The 21,760-nt window shown below is 76.3% G+C and carries 11 protein-coding genes, 1 tRNA gene and 5 pseudogenes; 10 read left to right on the forward strand and 7 right to left on the reverse strand.

The window, feature by feature from the left end:
* Positions 1 to 63 precede the first annotated feature (63 nt).
* Positions 64 to 136 (reverse strand) — tRNA-Gln (locus LUW75_RS15115).
* A gap of 125 nt (positions 137 to 261) precedes the next feature.
* On the opposite strand from LUW75_RS15115, the gene LUW75_RS15120 reads away from it, so the two are divergent.
* A complete protein-coding gene (locus tag LUW75_RS15120; protein ID WP_250336083.1) occupies positions 262 to 1,632 on the forward strand; it encodes a sensor histidine kinase in 1,371 nt (456 codons plus the stop codon).
* Between the two features lie 36 nt (positions 1,633 to 1,668).
* Here the strand turns inward: LUW75_RS15120 and LUW75_RS15125 are convergent, their stop codons facing one another.
* Together LUW75_RS15125 and LUW75_RS15130 are read right to left on the reverse strand one after the other, a co-directional pair.
* Entirely contained in the window at positions 1,669 to 2,157 is a 489-nt protein-coding gene (locus LUW75_RS15125; RefSeq protein WP_250336084.1) for an SUKH-3 domain-containing protein, read from the reverse strand.
* An 11-nt stretch (positions 2,158 to 2,168) separates the two neighbouring features.
* Positions 2,169 to 2,708 carry a YwqJ-related putative deaminase gene (locus tag LUW75_RS15130; protein WP_250336085.1) on the reverse strand — a complete coding sequence of 180 codons (540 nt, stop codon included), beginning with the start codon at positions 2,706 to 2,708 and terminating at the stop codon, positions 2,169 to 2,171.
* A gap of 233 nt (positions 2,709 to 2,941) precedes the next feature.
* On the opposite strand from LUW75_RS15130, the gene LUW75_RS15135 reads away from it, so the two are divergent.
* Together LUW75_RS15135 and LUW75_RS15140 are read left to right on the forward strand one after the other, a co-directional pair.
* A complete protein-coding gene (locus tag LUW75_RS15135) occupies positions 2,942 to 3,925 on the forward strand; it encodes an SMI1/KNR4 family protein (protein WP_250336086.1) in 984 nt (327 codons plus the stop codon).
* A gap of 7 nt (positions 3,926 to 3,932) precedes the next feature.
* A pseudogene (locus tag LUW75_RS15140) lies at positions 3,933 to 6,638 on the forward strand (SUKH-4 family immunity protein).
* A 128-nt stretch (positions 6,639 to 6,766) separates the two neighbouring features.
* Here the strand turns inward: LUW75_RS15140 and LUW75_RS15145 are convergent.
* Positions 6,767 to 7,132, reverse strand: a complete 366-nt coding sequence (locus tag LUW75_RS15145; protein ID WP_250336087.1) for a hypothetical protein — start codon at positions 7,130 to 7,132, stop codon at positions 6,767 to 6,769.
* 644 nt (positions 7,133 to 7,776) lie between these two features.
* Between LUW75_RS15145 and mfd the strand changes: the two are divergent.
* From mfd to LUW75_RS15160, 3 genes and pseudogenes are all read left to right on the forward strand, one after another.
* Positions 7,777 to 11,306, forward strand: a pseudogene (gene mfd / locus LUW75_RS15150) (transcription-repair coupling factor).
* A 74-nt stretch (positions 11,307 to 11,380) separates the two neighbouring features.
* Complete coding sequence (locus LUW75_RS15155) at positions 11,381 to 12,067, forward strand: HNH endonuclease family protein (protein ID WP_250336088.1); 687 nt, start codon at positions 11,381 to 11,383, stop codon at positions 12,065 to 12,067.
* A gap of 321 nt (positions 12,068 to 12,388) precedes the next feature.
* A pseudogene (locus tag LUW75_RS15160) lies at positions 12,389 to 12,613 on the forward strand (N-acetyltransferase); the annotation flags it as partial.
* Between the two features lie 81 nt (positions 12,614 to 12,694).
* On the opposite strand, the gene LUW75_RS15165 reads toward LUW75_RS15160, so the two are convergent.
* Positions 12,695 to 13,522: a DUF4190 domain-containing protein gene (locus LUW75_RS15165; protein ID WP_250336089.1), complete on the reverse strand. Its 828-nt coding sequence runs from the start codon at positions 13,520 to 13,522 to the stop codon at positions 12,695 to 12,697.
* Between the two features lie 1,202 nt (positions 13,523 to 14,724).
* Here LUW75_RS15165 and LUW75_RS15170 point away from each other — a divergent pair.
* The gene (locus tag LUW75_RS15170) at positions 14,725 to 16,281 is read left to right on the forward strand and encodes a serine/threonine-protein kinase (RefSeq protein WP_284453879.1); all 1,557 of its coding nucleotides are present in this window, start codon (positions 14,725 to 14,727) and stop codon (positions 16,279 to 16,281) included.
* Positions 16,282 to 16,302: 21 nt separating this feature from the next.
* Here the strand turns inward: LUW75_RS15170 and LUW75_RS15175 are convergent, their stop codons facing one another.
* Both LUW75_RS15175 and LUW75_RS15180 read right to left on the reverse strand, forming a co-directional pair.
* Positions 16,303 to 17,112, reverse strand: coding sequence for a class I SAM-dependent methyltransferase (locus LUW75_RS15175; RefSeq protein ID WP_250336090.1), 810 nt, complete (start codon positions 17,110 to 17,112; stop codon positions 16,303 to 16,305).
* 10 nt (positions 17,113 to 17,122) lie between these two features.
* Positions 17,123 to 19,524, reverse strand: a pseudogene (locus LUW75_RS15180) (YfhO family protein).
* A gap of 123 nt (positions 19,525 to 19,647) precedes the next feature.
* On the opposite strand from LUW75_RS15180, the pseudogene LUW75_RS15185 reads away from it, so the two are divergent.
* The 3 genes and pseudogenes from LUW75_RS15185 to LUW75_RS15195 all read left to right on the forward strand — a co-directional run.
* Positions 19,648 to 20,583 (forward strand): annotated as a pseudogene (locus tag LUW75_RS15185) (glycosyltransferase family 2 protein); the annotation flags it as partial.
* Between the two features lie 22 nt (positions 20,584 to 20,605).
* The gene (locus LUW75_RS15190; RefSeq protein WP_250337684.1) at positions 20,606 to 21,025 is read left to right on the forward strand and encodes a GtrA family protein; all 420 of its coding nucleotides are present in this window, start codon (positions 20,606 to 20,608) and stop codon (positions 21,023 to 21,025) included.
* Positions 21,026 to 21,107: 82 nt separating this feature from the next.
* Positions 21,108 to 21,755, forward strand: coding sequence for a SurA N-terminal domain-containing protein (locus LUW75_RS15195; protein WP_250336091.1), 648 nt, complete (start codon positions 21,108 to 21,110; stop codon positions 21,753 to 21,755).
* The last annotated feature ends 5 nt before the right edge of the window (positions 21,756 to 21,760 follow it).

Here is a 21,760-nt window from a genome sequence, read left to right on the forward strand (position 1 = left end):
GAGGCGGAGGGAGGGCGGGTCCCGGCCGGAGGGCACGGGACCCGTGCGAGGGTGGCGCGACGGCTCCCCCATCAGGATTCGAACCTGAACATACGGGACCAAAACCCGCAGTGCTGCCTGATTACACCATGGGGGATCAACCCGGCCGAACCGGACGTGAAGTCGGGTCGCCGGACCGGCACGCACCACTATGCCGTACCGACCGGCCTCCGTGCGACGGTGCCCGGTGGGCCTCCACGGGCCGCCCGTAGGCTGGGGCGCATGACCACGACGGGGGCACACCGGGACACCGCGGGCATGACCCCCCGCGGGTTCGGGTGGTGGGAGAGGCGGCGCGGAGCCGCACTGGACATCGGGCTCGGAGCCGTCTCGGCGCTGGAGTGCGCGGCCGAGGGCGCCGTCTTCGCCCAGACGGCCCATCTGCCGGCGGCGGCCGGGGGGCTGTTCGGGCTGGCCGCCGGAGCGGCGCTGGTCCTGCGGCGGCGCTGGCCCGTCGCCGTCGTCCTCGTCTCCGTCGCCGTGACGCCCGCCGAGATGGGCTACCTGATGGCCGTCGTCGGCCTGTACACCCTCGCCGCCTCCGACGCGCCGCGGCGGATCACCGCGGCGCTCGCGACGATGTCGACGGCCGCGGTCCTCGTCGTCACCTTCGTGCGGCTGCGGCAGGACGTCGCCGCCTCCGACTTCGACCCCGGCTCCTGGTACGTGCCGCTCGTGTCGGTCCTCATGTCGATCGGGCTGACCGCGCCGCCCGTCCTGCTCGGGCTGTACGTGGGGGCGCGGCGCCGCCTCATGGAGAGCCTGCGCGAACGCGCCGACTCGCTGGAGCAGGAGCTGTCGCTCCTGGCCGACCAGGCGGAGCAGCGCGCCCAGCTCGCCCGCACGGAGGAGCGGACCCGCATCGCGCGCGAGATGCACGACGTGGTCGCCCACCGGGTGAGCCTCATGGTCGTGCACGCGGCGGCACTGCAGGCGGTGGCGTTGAAGGACCCCCGGAAGGCGGCCGACAACGCGGCGCTCGTGGGGGAGATGGGACGGCAGGCGCTGACGGAGCTGCGCGAGATGCTCGGCGTGCTGCGCGCGGAGCCGGTACCGCCGCCCGCCGGGGCGCCGTCCGCCGCGTCCCCGGGGGAGCCGCCGGCGGCCGCGGCGCCCGCCGGCGGCGCGGAGGACGGCCCCGGACGGGGACTCGGCGACGTCGGGGAGCTCGTCGAGCAGTCCCGCGCGGCGGGGACCGCCGTCGAGCTGCTCGTCCGGGGCGAGGCCCGCGCGTACGACCCGCACGTCGAGCAGACCGCGTACCGGGTGGTGCAGGAGGCCCTGACCAACGTCCACAAGCACGCGGCGGGCGCCCGGGTCGTCGTGCGCCTCGCCCACCGGGGCGGGGAGGTCGCCGTGCAGGTGGAGAACGGCCCCTGCGACGCGGCCGCCGCGAGCGCCCGCCTCCCCAGCGGCGGCAACGGCCTGCTCGGCATGCGGGAGAGAGTGACGGCGCTGGGCGGCGTCTTCGTCTCGGGCCCCACCGACGAGGGCGGCTTCCGGGTCTCCGCCGTCCTCCCCGCCACCCGGCGGGATCCGGGGGCGGGCGGGGGCCGGGGCCGGTGCGACCGGGACGGGTCCCGGGCCGGGTGAGGTCCGGGCCGGTGCGGCGGGCCGGGGGCCGGCCGCTCAGGGGTTGGTGAGGCGGGCGGGCTGGGCGCCGGTGACGAGGGCCGTCAGGGCGTGGTCGATGTCCGGCCCCAGGTACCAGTCGCCCGCGTGGTCCAGCCCGTACACCCGCCCCTCCACGTCGACGGCCAGCACGCCCCGGTCGTCGCCCTCGGCCCCCAGCGGCGCCAGCTCGGTCTCCAGCGCCCGCCCCAGGTCCGACAGGCTCCGCGCCAGGTGCAGCCCCGCCAACGGGTCCAGCAGCAGCGGGCTCGGCGCGATCTGGCGGCCCTGGCCCGGAGGCGTTATCCGCAGCCCCCCGAACTCGGCCCACACCTCCACCGCCGCCGGGAAGACGCTGTGCCGGTGCCCGGTGGGGGACACGTGGGCCCGCAGTGCGTCGGCCCACTGCTCGGCCTGCCTCATGTCCCGGCGGCCCGGCCGCCAGCCGGCCTCCCGCAGGGCGGCGTCCACGGCGACGGAGAAGCGGGTGGTGTCGAGGTCGGGCATGGCGGGCGCGGTCAGCCGTTCTCGTGGGACGGGGTCGGATCGACGGGACGTACACCGAAGTGCGCGAGCAGGGCGGCGCACGAGCGGCACGGTGCGGCGTAACCGCCGTGCAGCGGGTCCCCGTCCTCGCGGATCCGCCGGGCCGTGATCTTGGCGTTCTTCAGGGAGCGCTTCGCCTCGCCGGTCGTCAGCGGTCTGCGCCGGGCCCGTTTGGACCGGCCCTCCTCCACGGCGGTCAGGTGCCGCGACAGCAGGATCGCCTCCGGGCAGCGCCCGGTGAAGCGCTCCCGCTGCCCGCTCGTGAGCGCGTCCAGGAAGTCCTGGACCAGGGGGTGGAGCGCCGGGGGGTGGTCGCCCCGCGCCGCGGTGCACGTGAGGGTCTCGCCGCGCACCGAGAGCGCCGCGCCCACCGTCGGCAGGATGCCGTCGCGGCGGTGGCGGAGCGCGGGGGCGCGGTCGGGGGCGGCGGTGCTCCAGGAGAGGCGCGGATCCCCGCCGCCGGGCCCCGCGTCGCGGGCGGCGGGCGCCGTTCCTGACTGCGCTGCGTGCATGGTGCGTGCGTCTCCCCTTCTGTGCAATCCCCCCCAGTTGCGTGGACAGACTGCCAAACGGGTGAGGAGATGGGAAACGGGGTCACCGGAACGGCCCAGCGGCATGCCCCCGCGATCGCCGAGCGTTCACCCGGACGTGACGGATGGTCACCGCCGCGGAGGGCCGGGACCGCCTCCGGGCCCACCGCATAGGCTGTGCGGAACCAGCAAGCAGCAGCCAGGGGGCAACCGCCATGACGACAGGTCGGCTCGGGCACCAAGCCGCGCCGCCGAACGCGGCCTACGCGGGACAGCTCGTGCACTTCCCGGACCCCGTCCGGGCCGCCCGCCACCCCGCGGGGGTGCGGGTGGACGCCGAGGGCTTCCCGGACTTCTCCCCGTACGCCCGCGCCGCCGCGGAGGTCGCCGAGCCGCCGGAGGGCTTCGGCGTGGACGAGCTGCGGCTGACCGACCACGTCTCCGCGAACGCCGCGCTCAAGGCCGCCGGCCACCCCCTGTGGGACGCGCTCCCGGCGGTCGCCACCCCGCACGGCTGGACCTGGCACCACGTTCCCCGCACCCGCCGCATGGAACTGGTCCCCGTCGAGGTGAAGGCGCTGCTGCGGCACCACGGCGGCCTCGCCACCGCGGCGGTCGACCAGGGCAAGCGGGGCACGCGGCCCCTGCAGGAGACCCGACCCGCCCACTTCGGGCTGCCCAGGAGCGCCGTGTCGGTGACGGAGGCGCAGCTCCAGGGCGTCGAGGAGGACCTCGGCTACCGGCTGCCCGGCCCCTACCGCTCCTTCCTCAAGGCCGCCGGCGGCTGCGCCCCGGTCGGCGTCGCCCTCGACGCGGAGCTGGGGCTCCTCGTCGACCAGCCGTTCTTCACGGTCCGCGACGAGGCGGGCGTCAACGACCTCGTGTACGTCAACAAGTGCCTGCGCGACCACCTGACCAAGGACTACCTGGGCGTCGCCTTCGTCCAGGGAGGGCTGCTGGCGGTCAGGACGCGGGGCGCCGGGGCGGGCTCGGTGTGGTTCTGCCCGTACGACGACGCCCGGGACGGCGACGGGTCGGCGATCGGGGAGCGCATGGAACGGCTCCTGCTGCCGTGCGGCGCGGACTTCGACGAGTTCCTGCTGCGGCTGGCGGGCAGCCCGCCGGAGCTGGAGACGGTGGCGAACCTGATGGTGGACGGCGGCTTCGCCCGCGCCGTCCCGGTCACGGGTGAAGGGTGACGGTCCGATGGTGACGTTCGCACAGGCGCAGGAGCGCGCCGAGGAGTGGGTCAACGGCGACGTACCGCCGTACCAGCACCGCGAGGTGCGGGTGCGCGAGTTCGAGCTGGGGTTCGTCGTCTGGGCGGAGGACCGTCCCGACGGCCCCTCGTCGGACGGCGGCGGGCAGCGGCTGGTCATCGCCCGCGACAGCGGCGAGGCCACGCTCTGGCCGCGGCTGCCGGTGGGCGAGGTGATCCGCCGGTACGAGGAGGAGTACGGCGCCCGGGCGGCGGCCGACGCCCCGCCGCCCCGGCAGCCGGAGCGCATCGACCTGAACCAGACGTCCTTCCTGCTGACACCGCCGGAGTGGCTCCAGGACGCGGCGGATCGCATGGGGGTCCCGGACCGGAGGGCCGGGGAGCCGTCGGGCGCGGAGCCGGTCGCGGACGGCGGCGCCGGTACGGGTCCGGAGCCGGCCGCGGGGAGTGGCGCGCCCGAGCCGGACACCGCGCCCGTGGCGGGCCCGGCACCCGTGGCGGACGCCGCGCCTTCGCCGGGTGCGGCGCCTGCGGCGTCGGTGCCGTTCGCCCCGCCCGGCACCGGCCCCGGCACGCCGGCCGGCGGCTCGTCCGACCGGCGGCCGGCGGGCGCCGACGACACCCCGTCCGGTACCCGTCCGGACGACGGGGCCCCGCACGGCACCGCCCCGGCCGGTACGGACGCGCGCGCCGCCGCGCCCGGCGGTACGCCTCCGGGGGGCGCGTCCCCGTTCGACACCCCTTCCGGCGGTGCGGCCACCGGCCCGGACCACGAGCCGACCGCCCCCGACGGGGTGCCCGCCACCCCGCCGCCGTTCGCCTGGAACGACACCAGCACCTCGGCCGGCGCGGCCGACGACGTCTCCGTCCCCCTCCCGGCGACCGTGTTCGCCCCGCCGCTGTCCGGCTCGGACGACGACGACACCCCGCCCCCCCGCCGTACCCACCGACGCGCCGACCGCGCTGATGCAGGGCGGCAGCGGGCTCCCCCGCACGGCCGTCGGACCCGTCCTCGACGCGGACGCCGCCGGACTCGCGGACGCGGTCACCGGCAAGGCGTCCGCACCGCCGCGCGCCCCCGGGGGCGGTACGCGCGGGGGCGGCCCGACGACCCCGCCGCCTCCCGGCGCGCCGGGTGCCCCCGGTGCCCGCCCGGCCGCCGGGACGCCGACCCCGCCGCCCGGGGCGGCGCCGGACCCCGGGACGCCCGCCGGCGGGTACGTACCGACGCAGTTCGTCGCACAGCTCCGCCCGGACGGGCCGAAGCCGCCCGGTGCCACGCCGCCCGGCGGCGGGGTGGACACGGCGCAGACGATGCTCGCCCACCCGGGCCCCGGCGGCCCCCCGCCGCCCCCCGGCCCGCCCGGTCCCCCCGGCCCGCCCGCGCCGCCCGGTGCCACGCCGCCCGGCGGCGGGGTGGACACGGCGCAGACGATGCTCGCCCACCCGGGCCCCGGCGGCCCCCCGCCGCCCCCCGGTGCGCCGGGTGCGCCGGGCGTCCCCGCGCCCCCCGGCGTGCCGGGCCCCGGCGGAACGCCCCCGGAGGGGTGCACCACGCCGCGACGATGCTGGCCCACCCCGGCCCGGGCGGCCCCCCGGCGCCCCCCGGTCCGCCGGGGGCGCCCGGCGGTCCCGGTGCGCCCGGGGCCGTACCGCCACCCGGCGCGGTACCGCCGCCGCCCGGCGCGCCCACGTACGGGTATCCGCAGCCGGCCGGCCTGCCCACGGTCGGCCCCGGCTACCAGGTCGTCCTGCGCTACCGGGCGCCGGACGGCTCGGAGGCGCAGATCATCCGGCGCTCCGCGCCGGGCACGCCGCACCCGGAGTGGCAGATCCTGCACGAGCTGCGCGCCCTGAACGTGCCGCCGCAGCAGGTGCTGGAGCTGCACACGGAGCTCGCGTCGTGCGAGCTGCCCGGCGGCTACTGCGCCCGGATGGTCCGGGAGACCTGGCCGCAGGCGCGGATCACGTCGATCGCCCCGTACGGACGCGACCACGCCAGCCGTCAGCAGGGCATGCGGCAGCTCATCGCCCACCAGGGCGAGCTGCACCAGGTGGCGGACGGCCCCGCGCGCCCCGCGCCGGTGCGCGCCCCGCTGCCGCAGGTTCCGCCGGCCCCGCCGATCCCGCCGGAGGGCGTCGCGCAGGAACTGGCGGGCGCGTTCGGACCGCACGGCATCTGCCGGTTCGACCAGCGGGCCGTGTCCCGCCAGGGCGTGCCGGAGCTGGTGGCGCGCACCCTCGTGTGGGCGGGCCTGCCCGCGGACTTCGGGCCGTTCTTCTGGGCGCAGCCGGCCCAGCCGGTCGTTCCGACGCTGGCGGAGCTGGCCGTGCAGCGCCAGGTGCAGCCGGCGCCGGACGCGGGCTCCTACCTGGTGCTCGGCTCGGACTTCGGCCGGGCGGTCTGCGTCCAGTACGGCACGGCGCACATCGTCGCGGTGCCGGTCGAGGCCGGTCCGGGCGGCCGGCCGGTGGCCCCGCAGTTCGTGAACACGGGCCTGCCGGAGTTCACCCGCTGCCTGGCGCTGCTGGGCCGCATGTGGCGCCTGCGCTTCGGCCTGACGCCGGAGCAGGCGGGCCGCTGGACGGTCGACTTCCAGGCCCAGCTCGCGATGCTCGACCCGGCGGCGCTGGCCTCCCCGGAGAGCTGGTGGTCGGTCCTCCTGGAACAGATGTGGGACGGCCTGCTGTAACGGCCGGCGGGGTCCCGGCACGCCGAAGGGCACCGTGCCGGGGCCCCGCCATGACAGGGGCTCGGGAGAGCCCGGCCCTGTACGGGGGAGTCGTCGCGGATCGGGGCGGGACCCCGGGCGCCCGGGGGTCAGCCCAGCGACCTCTCGACCGCCTCGAAGACGTCCGCGTCGGTCTCCTGCTGCCGGGTGGGCAGGCCGGGCCGGTCGGCCGCGTAACCGGGCTTCGGGTCCTCGAAGTGCCGGCACATCCGGGCGGTCCGGCACGTCGCGACGAACCGGCCCTTCTGCTCGCGGGAGAGCCGCGCGGTGGTGCCGCCGCTGACCTCGACGAACTGGCGCACCTGCGCGTACACGGCGCCCGCGGCCTCCCGCTCCCACCGCGGGGTGTCGTCCCACGGAGTCACGTACCCCGGCTTCGGCTCGCCGGGGAAGTGCCGGCGCACACCGGCGATCCAGGCCTCCCGGAAGAGTCGTGCACCCTCGGTCTGCGCCATGGCCCACCCTCTCTTCACGGCGTGCCCAAAGCGACGATCCGCCCCCTCAGCCCGGCCGCGCGCGGGTCGCGGCCGAGGGGAGCCGACTCGTCGCACGGGTCTCGGAGTCCCCGTGCGACGTACCCGGAGGATGAGACCTGTCCGGTGGTCGGCCCGCCACCCGGGAGGGGAGGCCGCTGCCTGTTCGACGGTCATGCCGGGAAGCACACGTGGGAAGAGGACCCGCCCGCCTGAGGACGGTTCGCGCGCAGCCGATCCCGGGGCGCCCTCCCGGCACGTCGCGGGTGACTCCCCGGTACGGTCCCGGGGGCGCCGGAGCCGTACCGGAGAGTCCCACGCCGTTCACGCCCCGCGTCCGGGGGCCGGGCGCCGTGCGGACGAACGCCGCCGTCGCCGCCCGCCTCGCCCGCCCGCGGGTCCGTGCCTCCCGCACACCCCGTCCCCCTCATGCCTTCCGCCCGCCCGCCGGCCTTCCGCCCCGCCGTACCCCGGCCCGTCCGCTCGGGCGGCCGTCGGCGGGCGGGTCCGGCTCCTGACGCGCCCCTCCGCTCGCGGGCGTAGGCTGGGAGGACCCCGGCCCGTACTTCGCGTCGGGTCTTTCGCGTTGCCCACCCCCCCCACGATCCCAGGGACGGAAAGCCCCCATGAGCCTGCACGGTCTGCTCGACGCCGTCGTCAAGGACCCCGCCCTCGCCGAAGCCGTCAAGGCCGCCGCCGACGGGCACCGGGCCCACGTCGACCTGGTCGGCCCCCGGCGGCGCGGCCCTTCGCGGTGGCGGCGCTGGCCAGGGACGCCGCCCGGCCCGTGCTGGCGGTGACCGCGACCGGCCGGGAGGCGGAGGACCTGGCCGCCGCGCTGCGCAGCCTGCTCGACCCCGACCGGGTCGCGGAGTACCCGGCCTGGGAGACCCTGCCGCACGAGCGGCTGTCCCCGCGCAGCGACACCGTCGGGCGGCGCCTCGCCGTGCTGCGCCGCCTCGCGCACCCGTCGCCGGACGATCCCGCGGCGGGCCCCGTGCAGGTGGTCGTCGCACCGATCCGCTCCGTGCTCCAGCCGCAGGTCAAGGGCCTCGGCGACCTGGAGCCGGTCAGCCTGCGGACCGGGCGGAGCGCCGACCTGGGGGCGGTCGTCGAGGGCCTGGCGGCCGCCGCGTACCAGCGGGTGGAGCTGGTGGAGAAGCGCGGCGAGTTCGCCGTGCGCGGAGGCATCCTCGACGTGTTCCCGCCGACCGAGGAGCACCCCGTACGCGTCGAGTTCTGGGGCGACGACGTCGAGGAGATCCGCTACTTCAAGGTCGCCGACCAGCGGTCCCTGGAGGTCGCCGAGCACGGGCTGTGGGCGCCGCCCTGCCGGGAGCTGCTGCTCACCGAGCAGGTCAGGCAGCGGGCCGCCGCGCTCGCCGAGGCCCACCCGGAGCTGGGCGAGCTGCTCGGCAAGATCGCCGAGGGGATCGCCGTGGAGGGCATGGAGTCCCTCGCGCCGGTCCTCGTCGACGACATGGAGCTGCTGCTCGACGTGCTGCCGCAGGGCTCCATGGCCGTGGTCTGCGACCCGGAGCGGGTCCGCACCCGGGCCGCCGACCTGGTGGCGACCTCGCAGGAGTTCCTCCAGGCGTCCTGGGCGGCCACGGCCGGCGGCGGGGAGGCGCCGATCGACGTGGGCGCCGCGTCCCTGTGGTCCATCGCCGACGTGCGGGACCGGGCGCGCGAGCTGGGCGTGGCCTGGTGGACGGTGTCGCCGTTCGCGCCCGACGCCGAGCTGGAGGCCGACACGATCCGGCTGGGCATGCACGCCCCGGAGTCGTACCGGGGCGACACGGCCCGCGCCCTGGCCGACACCAAGGGCTGGCTCGCGGACGGCTGGCGCACCGTCTTCGTGACGGAGGCGCACGGCCCGGCGGCCCGCACGGTCGAGGTGCTGGGGGGCGAGGGCGTCGCGGCCCGCCTCGCCGGGGACCTGGCGGAGATCGCCCCGTCCGTGGTGCACGTGGCGTGCGGGGCGATCGAGCACGGCTTCGTCGACGCGGGCCTGAGGCTGGCCGTGCTGACGGAGACCGACCTGACGGGCCAGCGGGCCGCGGGCAGGGACGGCCGCCGGATGCCGACGCGCCGCCGCAAGACGATCGACCCGCTCACCCTGGAGGCGGGCGACCACATCGTTCACGAGCAGCACGGCGTCGGCCGGTACATCGAGATGGTGCAGCGCACGGTGCAGGGCGCCACCCGCGAGTACCTGCTGGTCGAGTACGCGCCCGCCAAACGCGGCCAGCCCGGCGACCGGCTGTACATCCCGACCGACCAGCTGGAGCAGGTCACCAAGTACGTCGGCGGCGAGGCCCCCACCCTGCACCGGCTCGGCGGCGCCGACTGGACCAAGACCAAGGCGCGCGCGAAGAAGGCCGTCAAGGAGATCGCCGCCGACCTGATCAAGCTGTACTCGGCGCGGATGGCGGCGCCCGGCCACGCCTTCGGCCCGGACACGCCGTGGCAGCGGGAGCTGGAGGACGCCTTCCCCTACGCGGAGACGCCCGACCAGCTCTCCACCATCGCCGAGGTGAAGGAGGACATGGAGAAGTCGGTCCCGATGGACCGGCTGGTCTGCGGCGACGTCGGCTACGGCAAGACGGAGATCGCCGTGCGGGCCGCCTTCAAGGCGGTGCAGGACGGCAAGCAGGTCGCCGTCCTCGTCCCGACGACGCTCCTGGTGCAGCAGCACTTCGGCACGTTCTCGGAGCGGTACGCGCAGTTCCCCGTCGTGGTGAGGGCGCTGTCGCGGTTCCAGTCGGACGCGGAGGCGAAGGCGACGCTGGAGGGGCTGCGGGACGGCTCCGTCGACGTGGTCATCGGCACGCACCGGCTGTTCTCGTCCGAGACGAGGTTCAAGGACCTCGGCCTGGTCGTCGTGGACGAGGAGCAGCGCTTCGGTGTGGAGCACAAGGAGCAGCTGAAGAAGCTCCGCGCCAACGTCGACGTCCTGACGATGTCCGCCACGCCCATCCCGCGCACCCTGGAGATGGCCGTCACCGGCATCCGCGAGATGTCGACCATCACCACCCCGCCCGAGGAGCGGCACCCGGTCCTCACCTTCGTCGGCCCGTACGAGGAGAAGCAGATCGGCGCCGCGATCCGCCGCGAGCTGCTCCGCGAGGGCCAGGTGTTCTACATCCACAACCGGGTCGAGTCCATCGACCGGGCCGCCGCCCGGCTCCGCGAGATCGTGCCGGAGGCGCGGATCGCGACGGCGCACGGCCAGATGTCGGAGCAGGCGCTGGAGCGGGTCGTCGTGGACTTCTGGGAGAAGAAGTTCGACGTGCTCGTGTCGACGACGATCGTCGAGTCGGGCATCGACATCTCCAACGCCAACACGCTGATCGTGGAGCGCGGCGACAACTTCGGCCTCTCCCAGCTGCACCAGCTGCGCGGCCGCGTCGGCCGGGGCCGCGAGCGCGGGTACGCGTACTTCCTGTACCCGCCGGAGAAGCCGCTCACCGAGACCGCGCACGAGCGCCTCGCGACGATCGCCCAGCACACCGAGATGGGCGCCGGCATGTACGTCGCCATGAAGGACCTGGAGATCCGCGGCGCGGGCAACCTGCTGGGCGGCGAGCAGTCCGGCCACATCGCGGGCGTCGGCTTCGACCTGTACGTGCGGATGGTCGGCGAGGCCGTCGCCGACTACCGGGCGTCCCTGGAGGGCGGCGCGGAGGAGGAGCCGCCGCTGGAGGTCAAGATCGAGCTGCCGGTCGACGCGCACGTCCCGCACGACTACGCGCCGGGCGAGCGGCTGCGCCTCCAGGCGTACCGGGCCATCGCCTCCGCCAACTCGGAGGAGGACGTCAAGGCCGTGCGGGAGGAGCTGACCGACCGGTACGGCAAGCTGCCCGAGCCGGTCGAGAACCTGCTCCTCGTGGCGGGCCTGCGGATGCTGGCGCGCGCCTGCGGGGTCGGCGAGATCGTCCTGCAGGGCAACAACGTCCGCTTCGCGCCGGTCGAGCTGCGCGAGTCGCAGGAGCTGCGCCTGAAGCGGCTGTACCCGCGCACGGTGATCAAGGCCTCGGCCCGCCAGATCCTGGTGCCCCGCCCGACCACGGGCACGATCGGCGGCAAGCCCGTGGTGGGGCGCGACCTGCTGGCGTGGACGGGCGAGTTCCTCGCGACGGTCCTCGGCTCGTAGCGGCGGGCGGGACGGGGGGCGGGACGGGGGGCGGGAGTCCTCCCGTGCGGGAGCGGCCCCCTAGGATCCCGACCATGCCGACCGCAGTCCGCGCCGCCCGCCGCCCCCTCGCCGCCGCGCTGGCGGCCGCCGTCCTCGTCCTGTCCGGGTGCACGGCGGACGGGGAGGGGGGCGCGGGCACCGGCACCGACGCGCCCGCCGGTTCCGCGCTCGCCGCCGTCGACACGCTCACCGTCAGGGGCCGGGCGCCCAAGACGGGGTACGGGCGGGAGAAGTTCGGCCGCCCCTGGGCGGACACGGACGGCAACGGCTGCGGTACCCGCGAGGACGTCCTCGTACGGGACGCCACCGGTGTGCGCCTCAAGGACGGCGACCGGTGCAGGGTGGCGCGGGGCGTCATCGAGCGGGACCCCTACACGGGGCGGCGGATCGAGTTCCGGCGGGGCGACGGCAAGGTCGACGTGGACCACGTGGTCGCCCTGTCCGATGCCTGGCAGAAGGGCGCCCACCGGTGGGACGCGGCCAAGCGCCTGCGCTTCGCCAACGACCCGCTGAACCTGCTCGCCGTCGACTCGTCCGCCAACCGCCGCAAGGGCGACGGCGACGCGGCGACCTGGCTGCCGCCGTCGAAGGGGTTCCGCTGCCGGTACGTGGCGCGGCAGGTGGCGGTGAAGCGGAAGTACGGGGTGTGGGTCACCGCCGCCGAGCGGGACGCGATGCGGCGCGTCCTGAACGGCTGCCCCGGCGAGCCGCTGCCCTGAGGCGGGAGCCCGGCCCCTGCCCCCGTCCCGGCTCCTGCCCAGGGGGCCGCCCGCCCCGGGCTCCCGCCCCGCCGCCGCGCCCCGCCGGAGCCGGGTGGGAAGTCCGCGGCGGTGCGGGGAGGCGGGCGCCTGGCCTCCCCGGGTGGAGATGGGTGCCGCCAGTCTCGCGGAACGGCCCGAGCTGGTGGGCGCCCTCTGGCGGATGCCCCGTCCGTGACCGGAGTCCATGCTCCAGGACCCCGTGTCGGACCCGGGGCCCCCGGATGGTCGCCGGGGTCCCCGGGTACGCGTTCCTGGCGCTGGGCGGCGAGGAGCGGGTCGTGGCTGCGGGGCCACGTCCGCGCGGGCGGCGTGATCGGCCCGGTCGCCGCGGTGTCCACGACGATCAGCGGGACCGTGGAGCGGTGGCGGGAGCGGACCGGGCTGCCGTTCGGCGCGGACGGGCCGGTGGAGGTGCCGTTCGCGCTGACGCCGGTCCGCTGCGAGGCGTCGCACGGGTACGCCGTGTACGTCGAGCCGAACGCGTGGGTGCGCCACCGGCCGTGAGGCCGGCGGCGCGCGTCCGGGGGGCGCGGGTGTGCGGCGCGCGGTCCCCGCGCGCCGCACACCCCACGGGGAGCCGTCCGCTCAGAACTTCAGCTCCCACTGCTGCTCTTCGTGCTCCAGGCCCGGGGTGACCTCGACGGTGAGGGTCTTCGCGTCGGCGGGGACGCTGAAGGCGTACGTGCCGGTGGCCTTCTTGCCGGGGGCGAGGGAACCCGTCACGCCGTCCAGGTCTCCGTCGAAGATCTGCTCGGCGGTGACGCCCTCCGTACCCGCACGGGCCTCCAGGAGCACCAGGTCGCCGTCGAACTTCGCCTTGCTCGCGTTCTCGACGACGACGGTGACCTGGTAGGCCTTGTTGCCCGCGGTGTGGCCGGCCGCGAACTCGCTCGGCTGGAAGGGCTTCGCCGCGGAGACCGTGATCTTCAGATCGTCGTCGTAGATGATCGTCTCGTCGGCGGCCAGGGTCTCGGGGACCTCGCCGCCCTTCGCGCCGCCCGTGTCACCCGGGGCGGCCGAGCCCTTGCCACCGCCGGAGGTGTCCTTCGGAGCGGTGTTGGACAGCTCCTTGTTGATGTCCTTCACGGCCTCGTTCACGACCACGGCCGTGACGATGCCGACCACCACGGAGAGGACCAGCCCCACCAGTCCCAGGACCGTGCCGGCGACCGCCACGCCCTTGTTGGCGGCGGCGCCGCGCTTGGCGCGGCCGATGCCGACCCAGCCCAGGATCAGGGCCAGCAGACCGAGGATGCCGCCCAGCCAGAACAGCAACGGGAAGAGCGCGAAGACCACACCGATGATGCCGAGCACCAGCGCGGCCGTACCGAGGCCGTTGTTCGGCGGCCCGACCGGGACGGGCGGGGCGGGGTGCGGCGCGCCGTACTGGGGCTGCTGCGTGGGGTGGGACATGGGTGCCCTCCGGGCGAAGACATGAAGACGTGAGGTGTGGTGGAGCTTGGCGCAGCCCCGTGAGCGTCCATCACATCAGAGCTTGTGAACGGAGTCAACATGTTTTTACTTTCCTGGTTCGGTTGGCGATGTGAAAGGGCGTCACAGGGGGCCGCTGTACGACGCCGGGCACCGGGCGACCGGAGGGGCACCCGCGTGCGGAGGCGGCGCCTGCGTGCCGGAGGCGGCGGGAGCGTGCCGGAGGGCGCGGGAGCGGCGGGAGCGGCAGCCGCCGGAACCGTCGGAACCCCACCGCCACCACGGTCACCACGGTCACCACGGCCCCGGGACCGCCGGGGCCGCCGGGGCCGTCGGGGCCGTCGGGGCCGTCGAGATCGCCGAGACCGCCGGACCCGCGCCGAGCCGCGCCGGCCGACCGCCTCGGGGGAGCGGCCGGTGCCCGGGGCGTGCCGCACGGCCCGGCGGCCGCCGGACGGCACGCCGGAGGCGTGAGCAACCGCACGGCCGATCCGTGCAACCGTGCGACCGCCGCCCGTGTCGCTGTATACGCTCGTCCCCGTATCGAACGTCCTCCCCCACCCCGGCCCCCTGGAGGAGCCATGTACGGCCCCGGCCCCGTGCCACCGCAGCGTCGTACGCCGATCCACGTCGTCGTGCTCCGCGTCCTGTTCGCCGTGCTGCCCCTGCTCAGCCTGGGCTTCCTCACGGGGGCGGCCACCCTGAGGCTCGCGCTGGTGACGCGGCGGCTCCTCGACTGGTGGCTGTTCGGCCTCTCGGTGTTCCTCACGGTCACCTGCATGGTCCTCACCGCGGACGACACGGACAGCAGCCGGTCCGACCTCGGGGTGGCGGGCCTCCTGCTGAATGCCGCGCTGTTCACCGGGTACTTCCTCTACGCCGACATCCGCCACCACGACCTGCGCGCCACCGCCGCGGCCCCCTCGCCCTACGCGACCACGTTCCCCCGCGGGCGGCGGCTACGGGTACCCACAGCAGGGCGCGACGTACCCGGGGACGCCCCCCGCGGCGGCGCCGCCGTACGGCGGGCCGCAGCCGCACGCCGTGCCGGGGGGCCCGGTCCCGCCCCGGGGGCGGTCCCCGCTCCCGCCCCGGGCCGACGAGCCCGCCGCGCCCCGCATCGACCGGGTCCGCGCCGAACTGGACGAGCTCAGCGACCTCCTCCGGCGGGAGGACGGCGGCCGGTGAACGGACGGGTCATCACCGGCCGGTACGAGCTGGCCGCGGTCATCGGCCAGGGCGGCATGGGCCAGGTCTGGACGGCGTACGACCGGCGGCTCGACCGGCGCGTCGCCGTCAAGCTGCTGCGCCCCGACCACATGGCCGCCGCCACCCTCGCGGAGGAGATGCGCCGCCGCTTCGTCCGGGAGTGCCGGGTCACCGCCCAGGTCGCCCACCCCGGCCTGGTCACCGTGCACGACGCGGGCGAGGACGGCGGCGACCTGTACCTGGTCATGCAGTACGTCGAGGGGGCCGACCTCTCCGACCACCTCGCCGAGCACGACCCCTACCCCTGGCGGTGGGCCGTCTCCGTCACCGCCCAGATGTGCGCCGTGCTCGCCGCCGTCCACGCCGTGCCGATCGTCCACCGCGACCTCAAGCCGCGCAACGTGATGGTGAAGCCCGACGGCACGATCACCGTCCTCGACCTGGGCGTCGCGTCCGTCCTCGACACCGACACCACGCGCCTCACGCACACCGGCTCGCCCATCGGCAGCCCCGCCTACATGGCGCCCGAGCAGGCCATGGGCGGCGCCGTCGGCCCGTACACCGACCTGTACGCCCTCGGCGTCGTCCTCTACGAGCTGCTCAGCGGGAAGGTGCCGTTCGCCGGCTCCACCGCCCTCGGCGTCCTCCACCGCCACCTGTACGAGCCCCCGCCGCCCGTCCGGCAGCTCCGCCCCGACGTACCCGAGGCGCTGGAGGCCCTGGTGCAGCGGCTCCTCGCGAAGGACCCCGCGCACCGGCCCTCCGGCGCGCAGGAGGTGTACGAGGCGCTCGTCCCGCTGCTCCCGGCGCGCGGCGCCGGACCGGCCGGCCCCATGGACCCCACCCGGCCGTTCACCCGCCCTCTCGCGCCCTGGCCGGAGCGCGCGTCCGCGCCCGCCGCGGCCGTCCGGGTCCCGCCGCCCCCGGCCGCCCCGCCGGCCGGCGCCCCCGCCGCCGGGCGGTCCGGCGTGGCCGCCGCCGTCGACGAGGTGAAGCGGCTCCTCGGCGAGGGACGCATCACCCAGGCCGTCGACCTCCTCGGCGCGATCCTCCCGACCGCCGCCGCCGAGCACGGCGAGCACTCGCACGTCGTCCGCGTACTGCGCAGGCAGTACGCGACGACCCTCATGGACGACGGCCAGTACCGGCGCGCCCTGCCCGAGCTGCGCCGCCTCGCCGCCGACCGGGAGGCCGAGGCGGGACCGGCCGACCCGCAGACCCTCCAGTACCGCCACGACGCGGCGGTCTGCCTGGAACAGCTGGGCGAGGCGGCGGAGGCGCTCGCCGAGTACCGGGCGATCCTGCCGTACCACGAGAGCGCCCGGCGGCAGCCCGGCGCCGACCCGAGCCGGGCGTTCGGCATCCGCCACCGGATCGGGCACCTGCTGCTCACCACGGGCGACCACTCCGGCGCGTACCAGCAGTTGCAGAACCTGCTGTACGACACGGAGCGCGCCTACGGCCCCTACCACCCGCTGGCGGGCGAGCTGCGCCGGGCGCTCACCCACCAGCAGCAGGTGCGCGGGCGCTGACCCGGCGCGCCGCCCGGACGGTCAGGCGGCCCCGGCGTGGTACACGGAGTCCGCCGCCCCGCCCAGCGGGCGCAGCCCCGGGCCCGGCAGCGCGTCCGGGGAGACCACCACCGCGCCGGGCACCGCCAGGGCGCCGGCGCCGTCGTGCGGGGCGTCCAGCAGCACCACCCCGTACCGCCGGTCCCCGACCAGCTCGCGGACCCGGGGCTCGTCCAGCCCGCCGCGCACCAGCCGCACCTCGTCCGGATGCCCGCCGCCCAGCGCGAGGTTGTCCCGCACGACCTCCTCGCGGACGGACCCGCCCTCCAGCGGACCGACGAGCGTCAGCCGCGCCTCCATCCCGTGCCGCCGCAGCATCCTGCGCAGCGCCGCCGCGAACAGCCCGTGCCGGGCGCCGACCTCCAGCACCTCCACCACGCCGCCGGTCCCGTCGCCCGCCGCGAGGAGGGGGACCGCCGCCAGCCGCCCGCACACGTCGGACACCGTGCCCCCGATCCCGCCGACCCCCAGCGCCTCCAGCGCCACCAGGTGCCGGTACGCCACGGTGACGTCCTCCCGCACCCGCTCGTCCGCCGCGCCGGTCACCGCGCGGACCTCGCCGACGAGCCGGTCCACCTGCGCGGGCGTCGGCATCCGGTGCGCGTCGCGGCCGGCCCGGTCGAGCAGCAGCCCGAGCCCGTAGCTCTGCCTGCGCAGGTCGGCCACCTCGTGGTGCAGGGCGTCCAGGTCCTTCTGGAACGCGTACGTGACGCGCTCCATGCGCTGCTCGACCAGGGAGAGAGCGGGCCGCAGCAGCCGCTTCGTCAGCGGGTTGCTCAGGAGAGAGGGCATGCGGGGCAAGCTACGCCGATCCGGCCGGGTCCCGGGAGACGGCGCGGTGGTGCACGGGTGAAGTGTTGGTGGCGTCCCGGCGACGCGCACGCCGGAGGCGCACCACCGCCCCTGCCAGCACCAGCAGCGCCGCCGCCCCGCCCGCCGCCCCGGCCCGCAGTCCCGGCGGGCGGAACGCGCAGCTCACCGACGACCCGCCCGACACGTCCACGGCGACCAGCCCCAGGTACCGCCCGGCCGGCCGGCCCCCGCACCGCCACCCGGCGATCCGGGGCGCCGCCAGGACCGCCACCCCCCGCGCCCCCGGCGGGAGCACGGCGCGCACCCCGGAGCCGTCCGCCCGCACCTCCACCGCCGCCGACGCCCGCAGCCGGGCCACCGCCCCGCCCAGCCGGCCCCGGTCCAGGCAGCCGACCGCGCCCTCGGGCACGGCGCCCCGGCCCCGCCACTCCACCCGCGCACCGGGGGCGCGCTGCGTGCCGAGCGGGACCATGGCGGCCCGCCGCCTGGGCAGCCCGCCGCGCAGCTCGGCCGGCCGGCCGGCACCACCGAGGCGGGCCGTGCCGGTGAAGTCGGGCGCCCAGGCGAAGACGTCGCTGCCGACCGGGCACACGCCGTCCGCGGGGAGGTCGTAGACGCGCGCCCCGAGCAGCAGCTCCTGGTTGCGGAAGGCGGAGGGGCCGTACCGGGGCTCCCGCCCCGCGGGGCCGGCCCCCGGCCGCACCGTGACCAGCGGCAACCGCTCCCGGTTGCGCACCAGCGCCCCGTCCCGCCAGCGCGCGCCCACCGCGAACAGGGCGTCCGTCACCGGGTTGTCGAGGCTCTGCAGGTTGCGCCCGTGCGACGTCCAGCCGCCGCCGAGCGCGGCCAGCGTCCGCGTCCACACCGCGGGGGTGTGGCTGCTGTAGTACGCCGCGCCCTCCCCGCCCACCAGCAGCGGGTCGTTGCCGGTGAGCCGGGGCCGCCCCGGGTCGGTCCGGTAGGCCGGCCAGCCGTCGGCGGCGCGCACGGCCGCCGCCCGCGCCTCGTGCGCGGCGCCCCAGGCCGGGTAGTCGTCCAGCCGCGCGGGCCGCTCGCGGTCGGCGTACGCGGTGGTGGCGGCGGCCGGCACGACCACGGTGCCCGCCAGCAGCGCGCCCCCCACGGCCCGCACCACCCGCCGCTCCGCGCGCCCCAGCAGCACCACCGCCCCGACGGCGACGGCCACCCCGCCCGCGAAGAGCGCGTACGCCGGGGGCGTCGCCAGCGCGCTCCCCGCGGCCGCCGCCGCCACGGCGGCCAGCACGCCCGCCCCGCCCAGCAGCGCCCGCCACCCCGGCCAGCCGGCGGCCACCCCCGTCCACGCGGCCATCACCACCACACCGGCCAGGACGAACGTCTGCCGGTACGGGCTGCCGTTCGGCGTGGCGAACACGTGCCACACCAGGTGCGTCGGCTCCCACTGCAGGGACAGCAGCACCCCCGCCACCAGCCCGCCCCACACCAGCCGCTCCCGCCCGGCCACCCCCGGTGGAACGGCAGCGCCGCGGCCGCCAGCAGCGCCCCCGCCCCCAGGAACAGCGCCGGGGTGAAGAAGCCGTACGTCGCCGGCAGCACCCGCGCCGCCAGGTCCGCCCACTCCGCCGCGTCGAAGCGCCGCGTCCACCCCGGGTACGCGTGCCGCGACCCCAGGAACACCGGGACCAGCACGGGCGCGGCGAGCCCGACGCCCGTCAGCACCACCGCGGCGGCCCGCCCCAGCACCCGGGGCCGCGCCCCGCCCCGCGCGAGCAGCACCAGCGCCGCGCCGAGCGTCGCCATGTACGCGGTGTAGAAGTTGGCCACCCAGCACACGGCGACCACCACGGGCCCCAGCACCGGCCGCCGCCCCGCGCGCACCCACTCGGCGACCAGGCACAGCAGCGGGAAGGCGATCAGCCCGTCCAGCCACATCGGGTTGTACGAGGCCTCCGCCACCGCCCAGCCGCACAGCGCGTACGCGGCTCCCAGCACGGCCGCGCCCCACCGGTCGCCCCGGCGCTGCCGCAGCAGCGCCAGCGCCATGGCGGCGGCCGCCGCGCCGATCTTCAGCACCGTCACCACGTACACGGCCAGGTCGATCCGCTCCCGCGGGAACACCGCGACGAGCGGGGCGAACGGGCTGGTCAGATAGGTGCCGAGGTCCGGCAGCAGACTGCTCCCGTACCCCGAACGCCAGTTCAGCGGACCGGTGTCGGCCCGCCCGTGCAGCAGGTCCCACAGGTGGGCGTGGAACGGCACGAACTGGTTGCCGAGGTCGTTGACGGCGCGGGTGCGCGCCCCGAACGGGAAGGTCCGGGAGGCGGCGTCGCCGGCGCAGACGGCGAACACGGCGAACAGGGCGGCCGCACCGCAGGCGCGCGCGGCGGACGGGGGGGTACGGGACTCGGCCACGCCTTCGAATATCGCACCGGGAAAACGGAATGCCGGAGCCTCCGGGGCGAGTTCACCGGATGTCCGCCTGTCCGCCACGGAAGGGGTCAGCCCCCGACACGCACGGCCGTTTCCGTTGGCACCGTGCTGATCTCGATAGTGGTGCCCTGCTACGACGAAGAGGAGATCATCGCCCGGTTCCACGAGCACGTGACCGCGGAATTGGGCCGCCTCGCGGCGGACTTCGAACTCGTCTACGTGGACGACGGAAGCCGCGACCGCACCCTGGAGATCCTCCGGGAGCGGGCCGCCGCCGACCCGCGCGTCCGCTACGTCTCCTTCAGCCGGAACTTCGGCAAGGAGGCCGCCATGCTCGCCGGCCTCCGCCACGCCGCCGGCGACGCGGTGGTCCTCATGGACGCCGACCTCCAGCACCCGCCGCGGCTCGTCGGCCGCATGCTGGACCTGCACGCGGAGGGCTACGACCAGGTCGTCGCCCGCCGCACCCGCGAGGGCGACCGGGTCACCCGCACCCTGCTCGCCCGCGGCTACTACCGGGTGATCAACCGCCTCGTCGACGTGGAACTCGCCGACGGGGTCGGGGATTTCCGGCTGCTGTCCCGCCGGGTCGTCGACTCGGTGCTGGAACTCACCGAGTACAACCGCTTCTCCAAGGGGATCTTCGCCTGGGTCGGATTCCCCACCACGACGTTCGAGTACCAGAATGAGACACGCGAGCAGGGCCGCTCGAAATGGACGTTCCGGAAACTCCTCAACTACGGGCTCGACGGTCTGCTCTCCTTCAACGACAAACCGCTCCGCGCCGCCCTCTACCTGGGATCCCTGCTCCTCTCCGCGGCCTTCCTCCACGCGGCGTGGATCGTCGGCGACGCCCTCCTCAACGGCGTCGACACCCCCGGGTACGTCACCCTCCTGGTCGCCGTCACCGCCCTCGCCGGTGTCCAGATGGTCATGCTCGGCCTGATCGGGGAGTATGTGGGACGCATCTACTACGAGGTGAAGCGGCGCCCGCACTTCCTGGTGAAGGCGGCCAACACCGGCGCACCGCGCACCCGACCGTCCCCGGGGAGCTCAGCCGAAGATGACCGGCACCAGCGGCCAGATCGTCAGGTTCGCCCTGGTCGGGGTGGTGAACACCGGTACGTACTACGGCTGCTACCTGCTGCTCCTGGCGTGCGGCCTGCCGTACGTCGCCGCGCACGTCGCCGCGTTCCTGCTGTCGATGACCGGCTCGTTCCTCCTCAACAGCCGCTTCACCTACCGCACCCGCCCCACCTGGCGGAAGTTCCTGCTCTTCCCGCTGACCAACGCCGCGAACTTCGTGATCACCACCGCCGGCGTCTGGCTGCTGGTCGGTGTGGCGGGCCTGTCCAGCCGGTACGCCCCGCTGCTCGCCGCCGCGGCCGCCGTCCCCGTCACGTTCGTCGTCTCCCGGGCGGTCCTGCTGCGGCCCGAGAACCACGAGGGCCGCGACTCGTTGGTAGAAGTGGCTCCGAAGTAGTGACCCGGGCCAGGGCCACTGCCTACCATCGATCACCGCAAGGTCGTTGACACAGACGTACGACCCACGCCGGGAGGCCCCTTTGCACCGCCGCCGTCGCACCGCGCTCTCCGTGTCCGCCGCCCTCCTCGCCGCGGCACCCCTCCTCACCGCCTGCGGCGGCGTCCATCCGGGCGCGGCCGCCGTCGTGGGCGGGGACCGGATCGAGACGGCCGCGCTCCAGTCGCAGGTCCGGGGCGTCCGCTCCGCCCAGGAGGCCTCTCCGCAGGCCGAGCGGATGATCCGCGCCACCGGTGACCTGAGCCGCCAGAAGCTCAACGGGATGATCTTCGACCGGGTGGTGGAGAAGGTCGCCGCCGACGCCGGGATCACGGTCAGCCGCAAGGAGGTCCAGCAGACCCGGCGCGCCGCCGCCCGCCAGTACGGCGGGGACCGGGAGCTCGTCGCGGTGCTGCTCCAGCAGCAGGGCACCGCTCCGGGCGAGGTCGACGGGGTGGTCCGGCGCGAGATCCTCATGAACAGGATCGCCGAGAAGCACGGGGTGGCCAACACCCCCGAGGGCCAGGAGCGGCTCACTGAGCTGTTCGGCGCCGCGTCCAGGGACCTCGGAGTCGAGGTGAACCCCCGGTACGGCACCTGGGACCACGACAGGATCCAGCTCGGCGAGCACCGGGCCCCCTGGCTCCGCCAGGTCACCCGGGACCCGGCGGACGCCCCGACGGGGCTGTAGGGGCG

The organism is Streptomyces sp. MRC013 (assembly GCF_023614235.1).
In the GTDB taxonomy this organism is placed as follows: Bacteria; Actinomycetota; Actinomycetes; order Streptomycetales; family Streptomycetaceae; genus Streptomyces.

Excerpts from the sequence above, each read along its gene's own strand:
- LUW75_RS15120 (WP_250336083.1), top strand. The coding sequence starts at position 262 with ATGACCACGACGGGGGCACACCGGGACACCGCGGGCATGACCCCCCGC.
- LUW75_RS15125 (WP_250336084.1), bottom strand. The coding sequence starts at position 2,157 with ATGCCCGACCTCGACACCACCCGCTTCTCCGTCGCCGTGGACGCCGCC.
- LUW75_RS15130 (WP_250336085.1), bottom strand. The coding sequence starts at position 2,708 with ATGCACGCAGCGCAGTCAGGAACGGCGCCCGCCGCCCGCGACGCGGGG.
- LUW75_RS15135 (WP_250336086.1), top strand. The coding sequence starts at position 2,942 with ATGACGACAGGTCGGCTCGGGCACCAAGCCGCGCCGCCGAACGCGGCC.
- LUW75_RS15145 (WP_250336087.1), bottom strand. The coding sequence starts at position 7,132 with ATGGCGCAGACCGAGGGTGCACGACTCTTCCGGGAGGCCTGGATCGCC.
- LUW75_RS15155 (WP_250336088.1), top strand. The coding sequence starts at position 11,381 with ATGCCGACCGCAGTCCGCGCCGCCCGCCGCCCCCTCGCCGCCGCGCTG.
- LUW75_RS15165 (WP_250336089.1), bottom strand. The coding sequence starts at position 13,522 with ATGTCCCACCCCACGCAGCAGCCCCAGTACGGCGCGCCGCACCCCGCC.
- LUW75_RS15175 (WP_250336090.1), bottom strand. The coding sequence starts at position 17,112 with ATGCCCTCTCTCCTGAGCAACCCGCTGACGAAGCGGCTGCTGCGGCCC.
- LUW75_RS15190 (WP_250337684.1), top strand. The coding sequence starts at position 20,606 with ATGACCGGCACCAGCGGCCAGATCGTCAGGTTCGCCCTGGTCGGGGTG.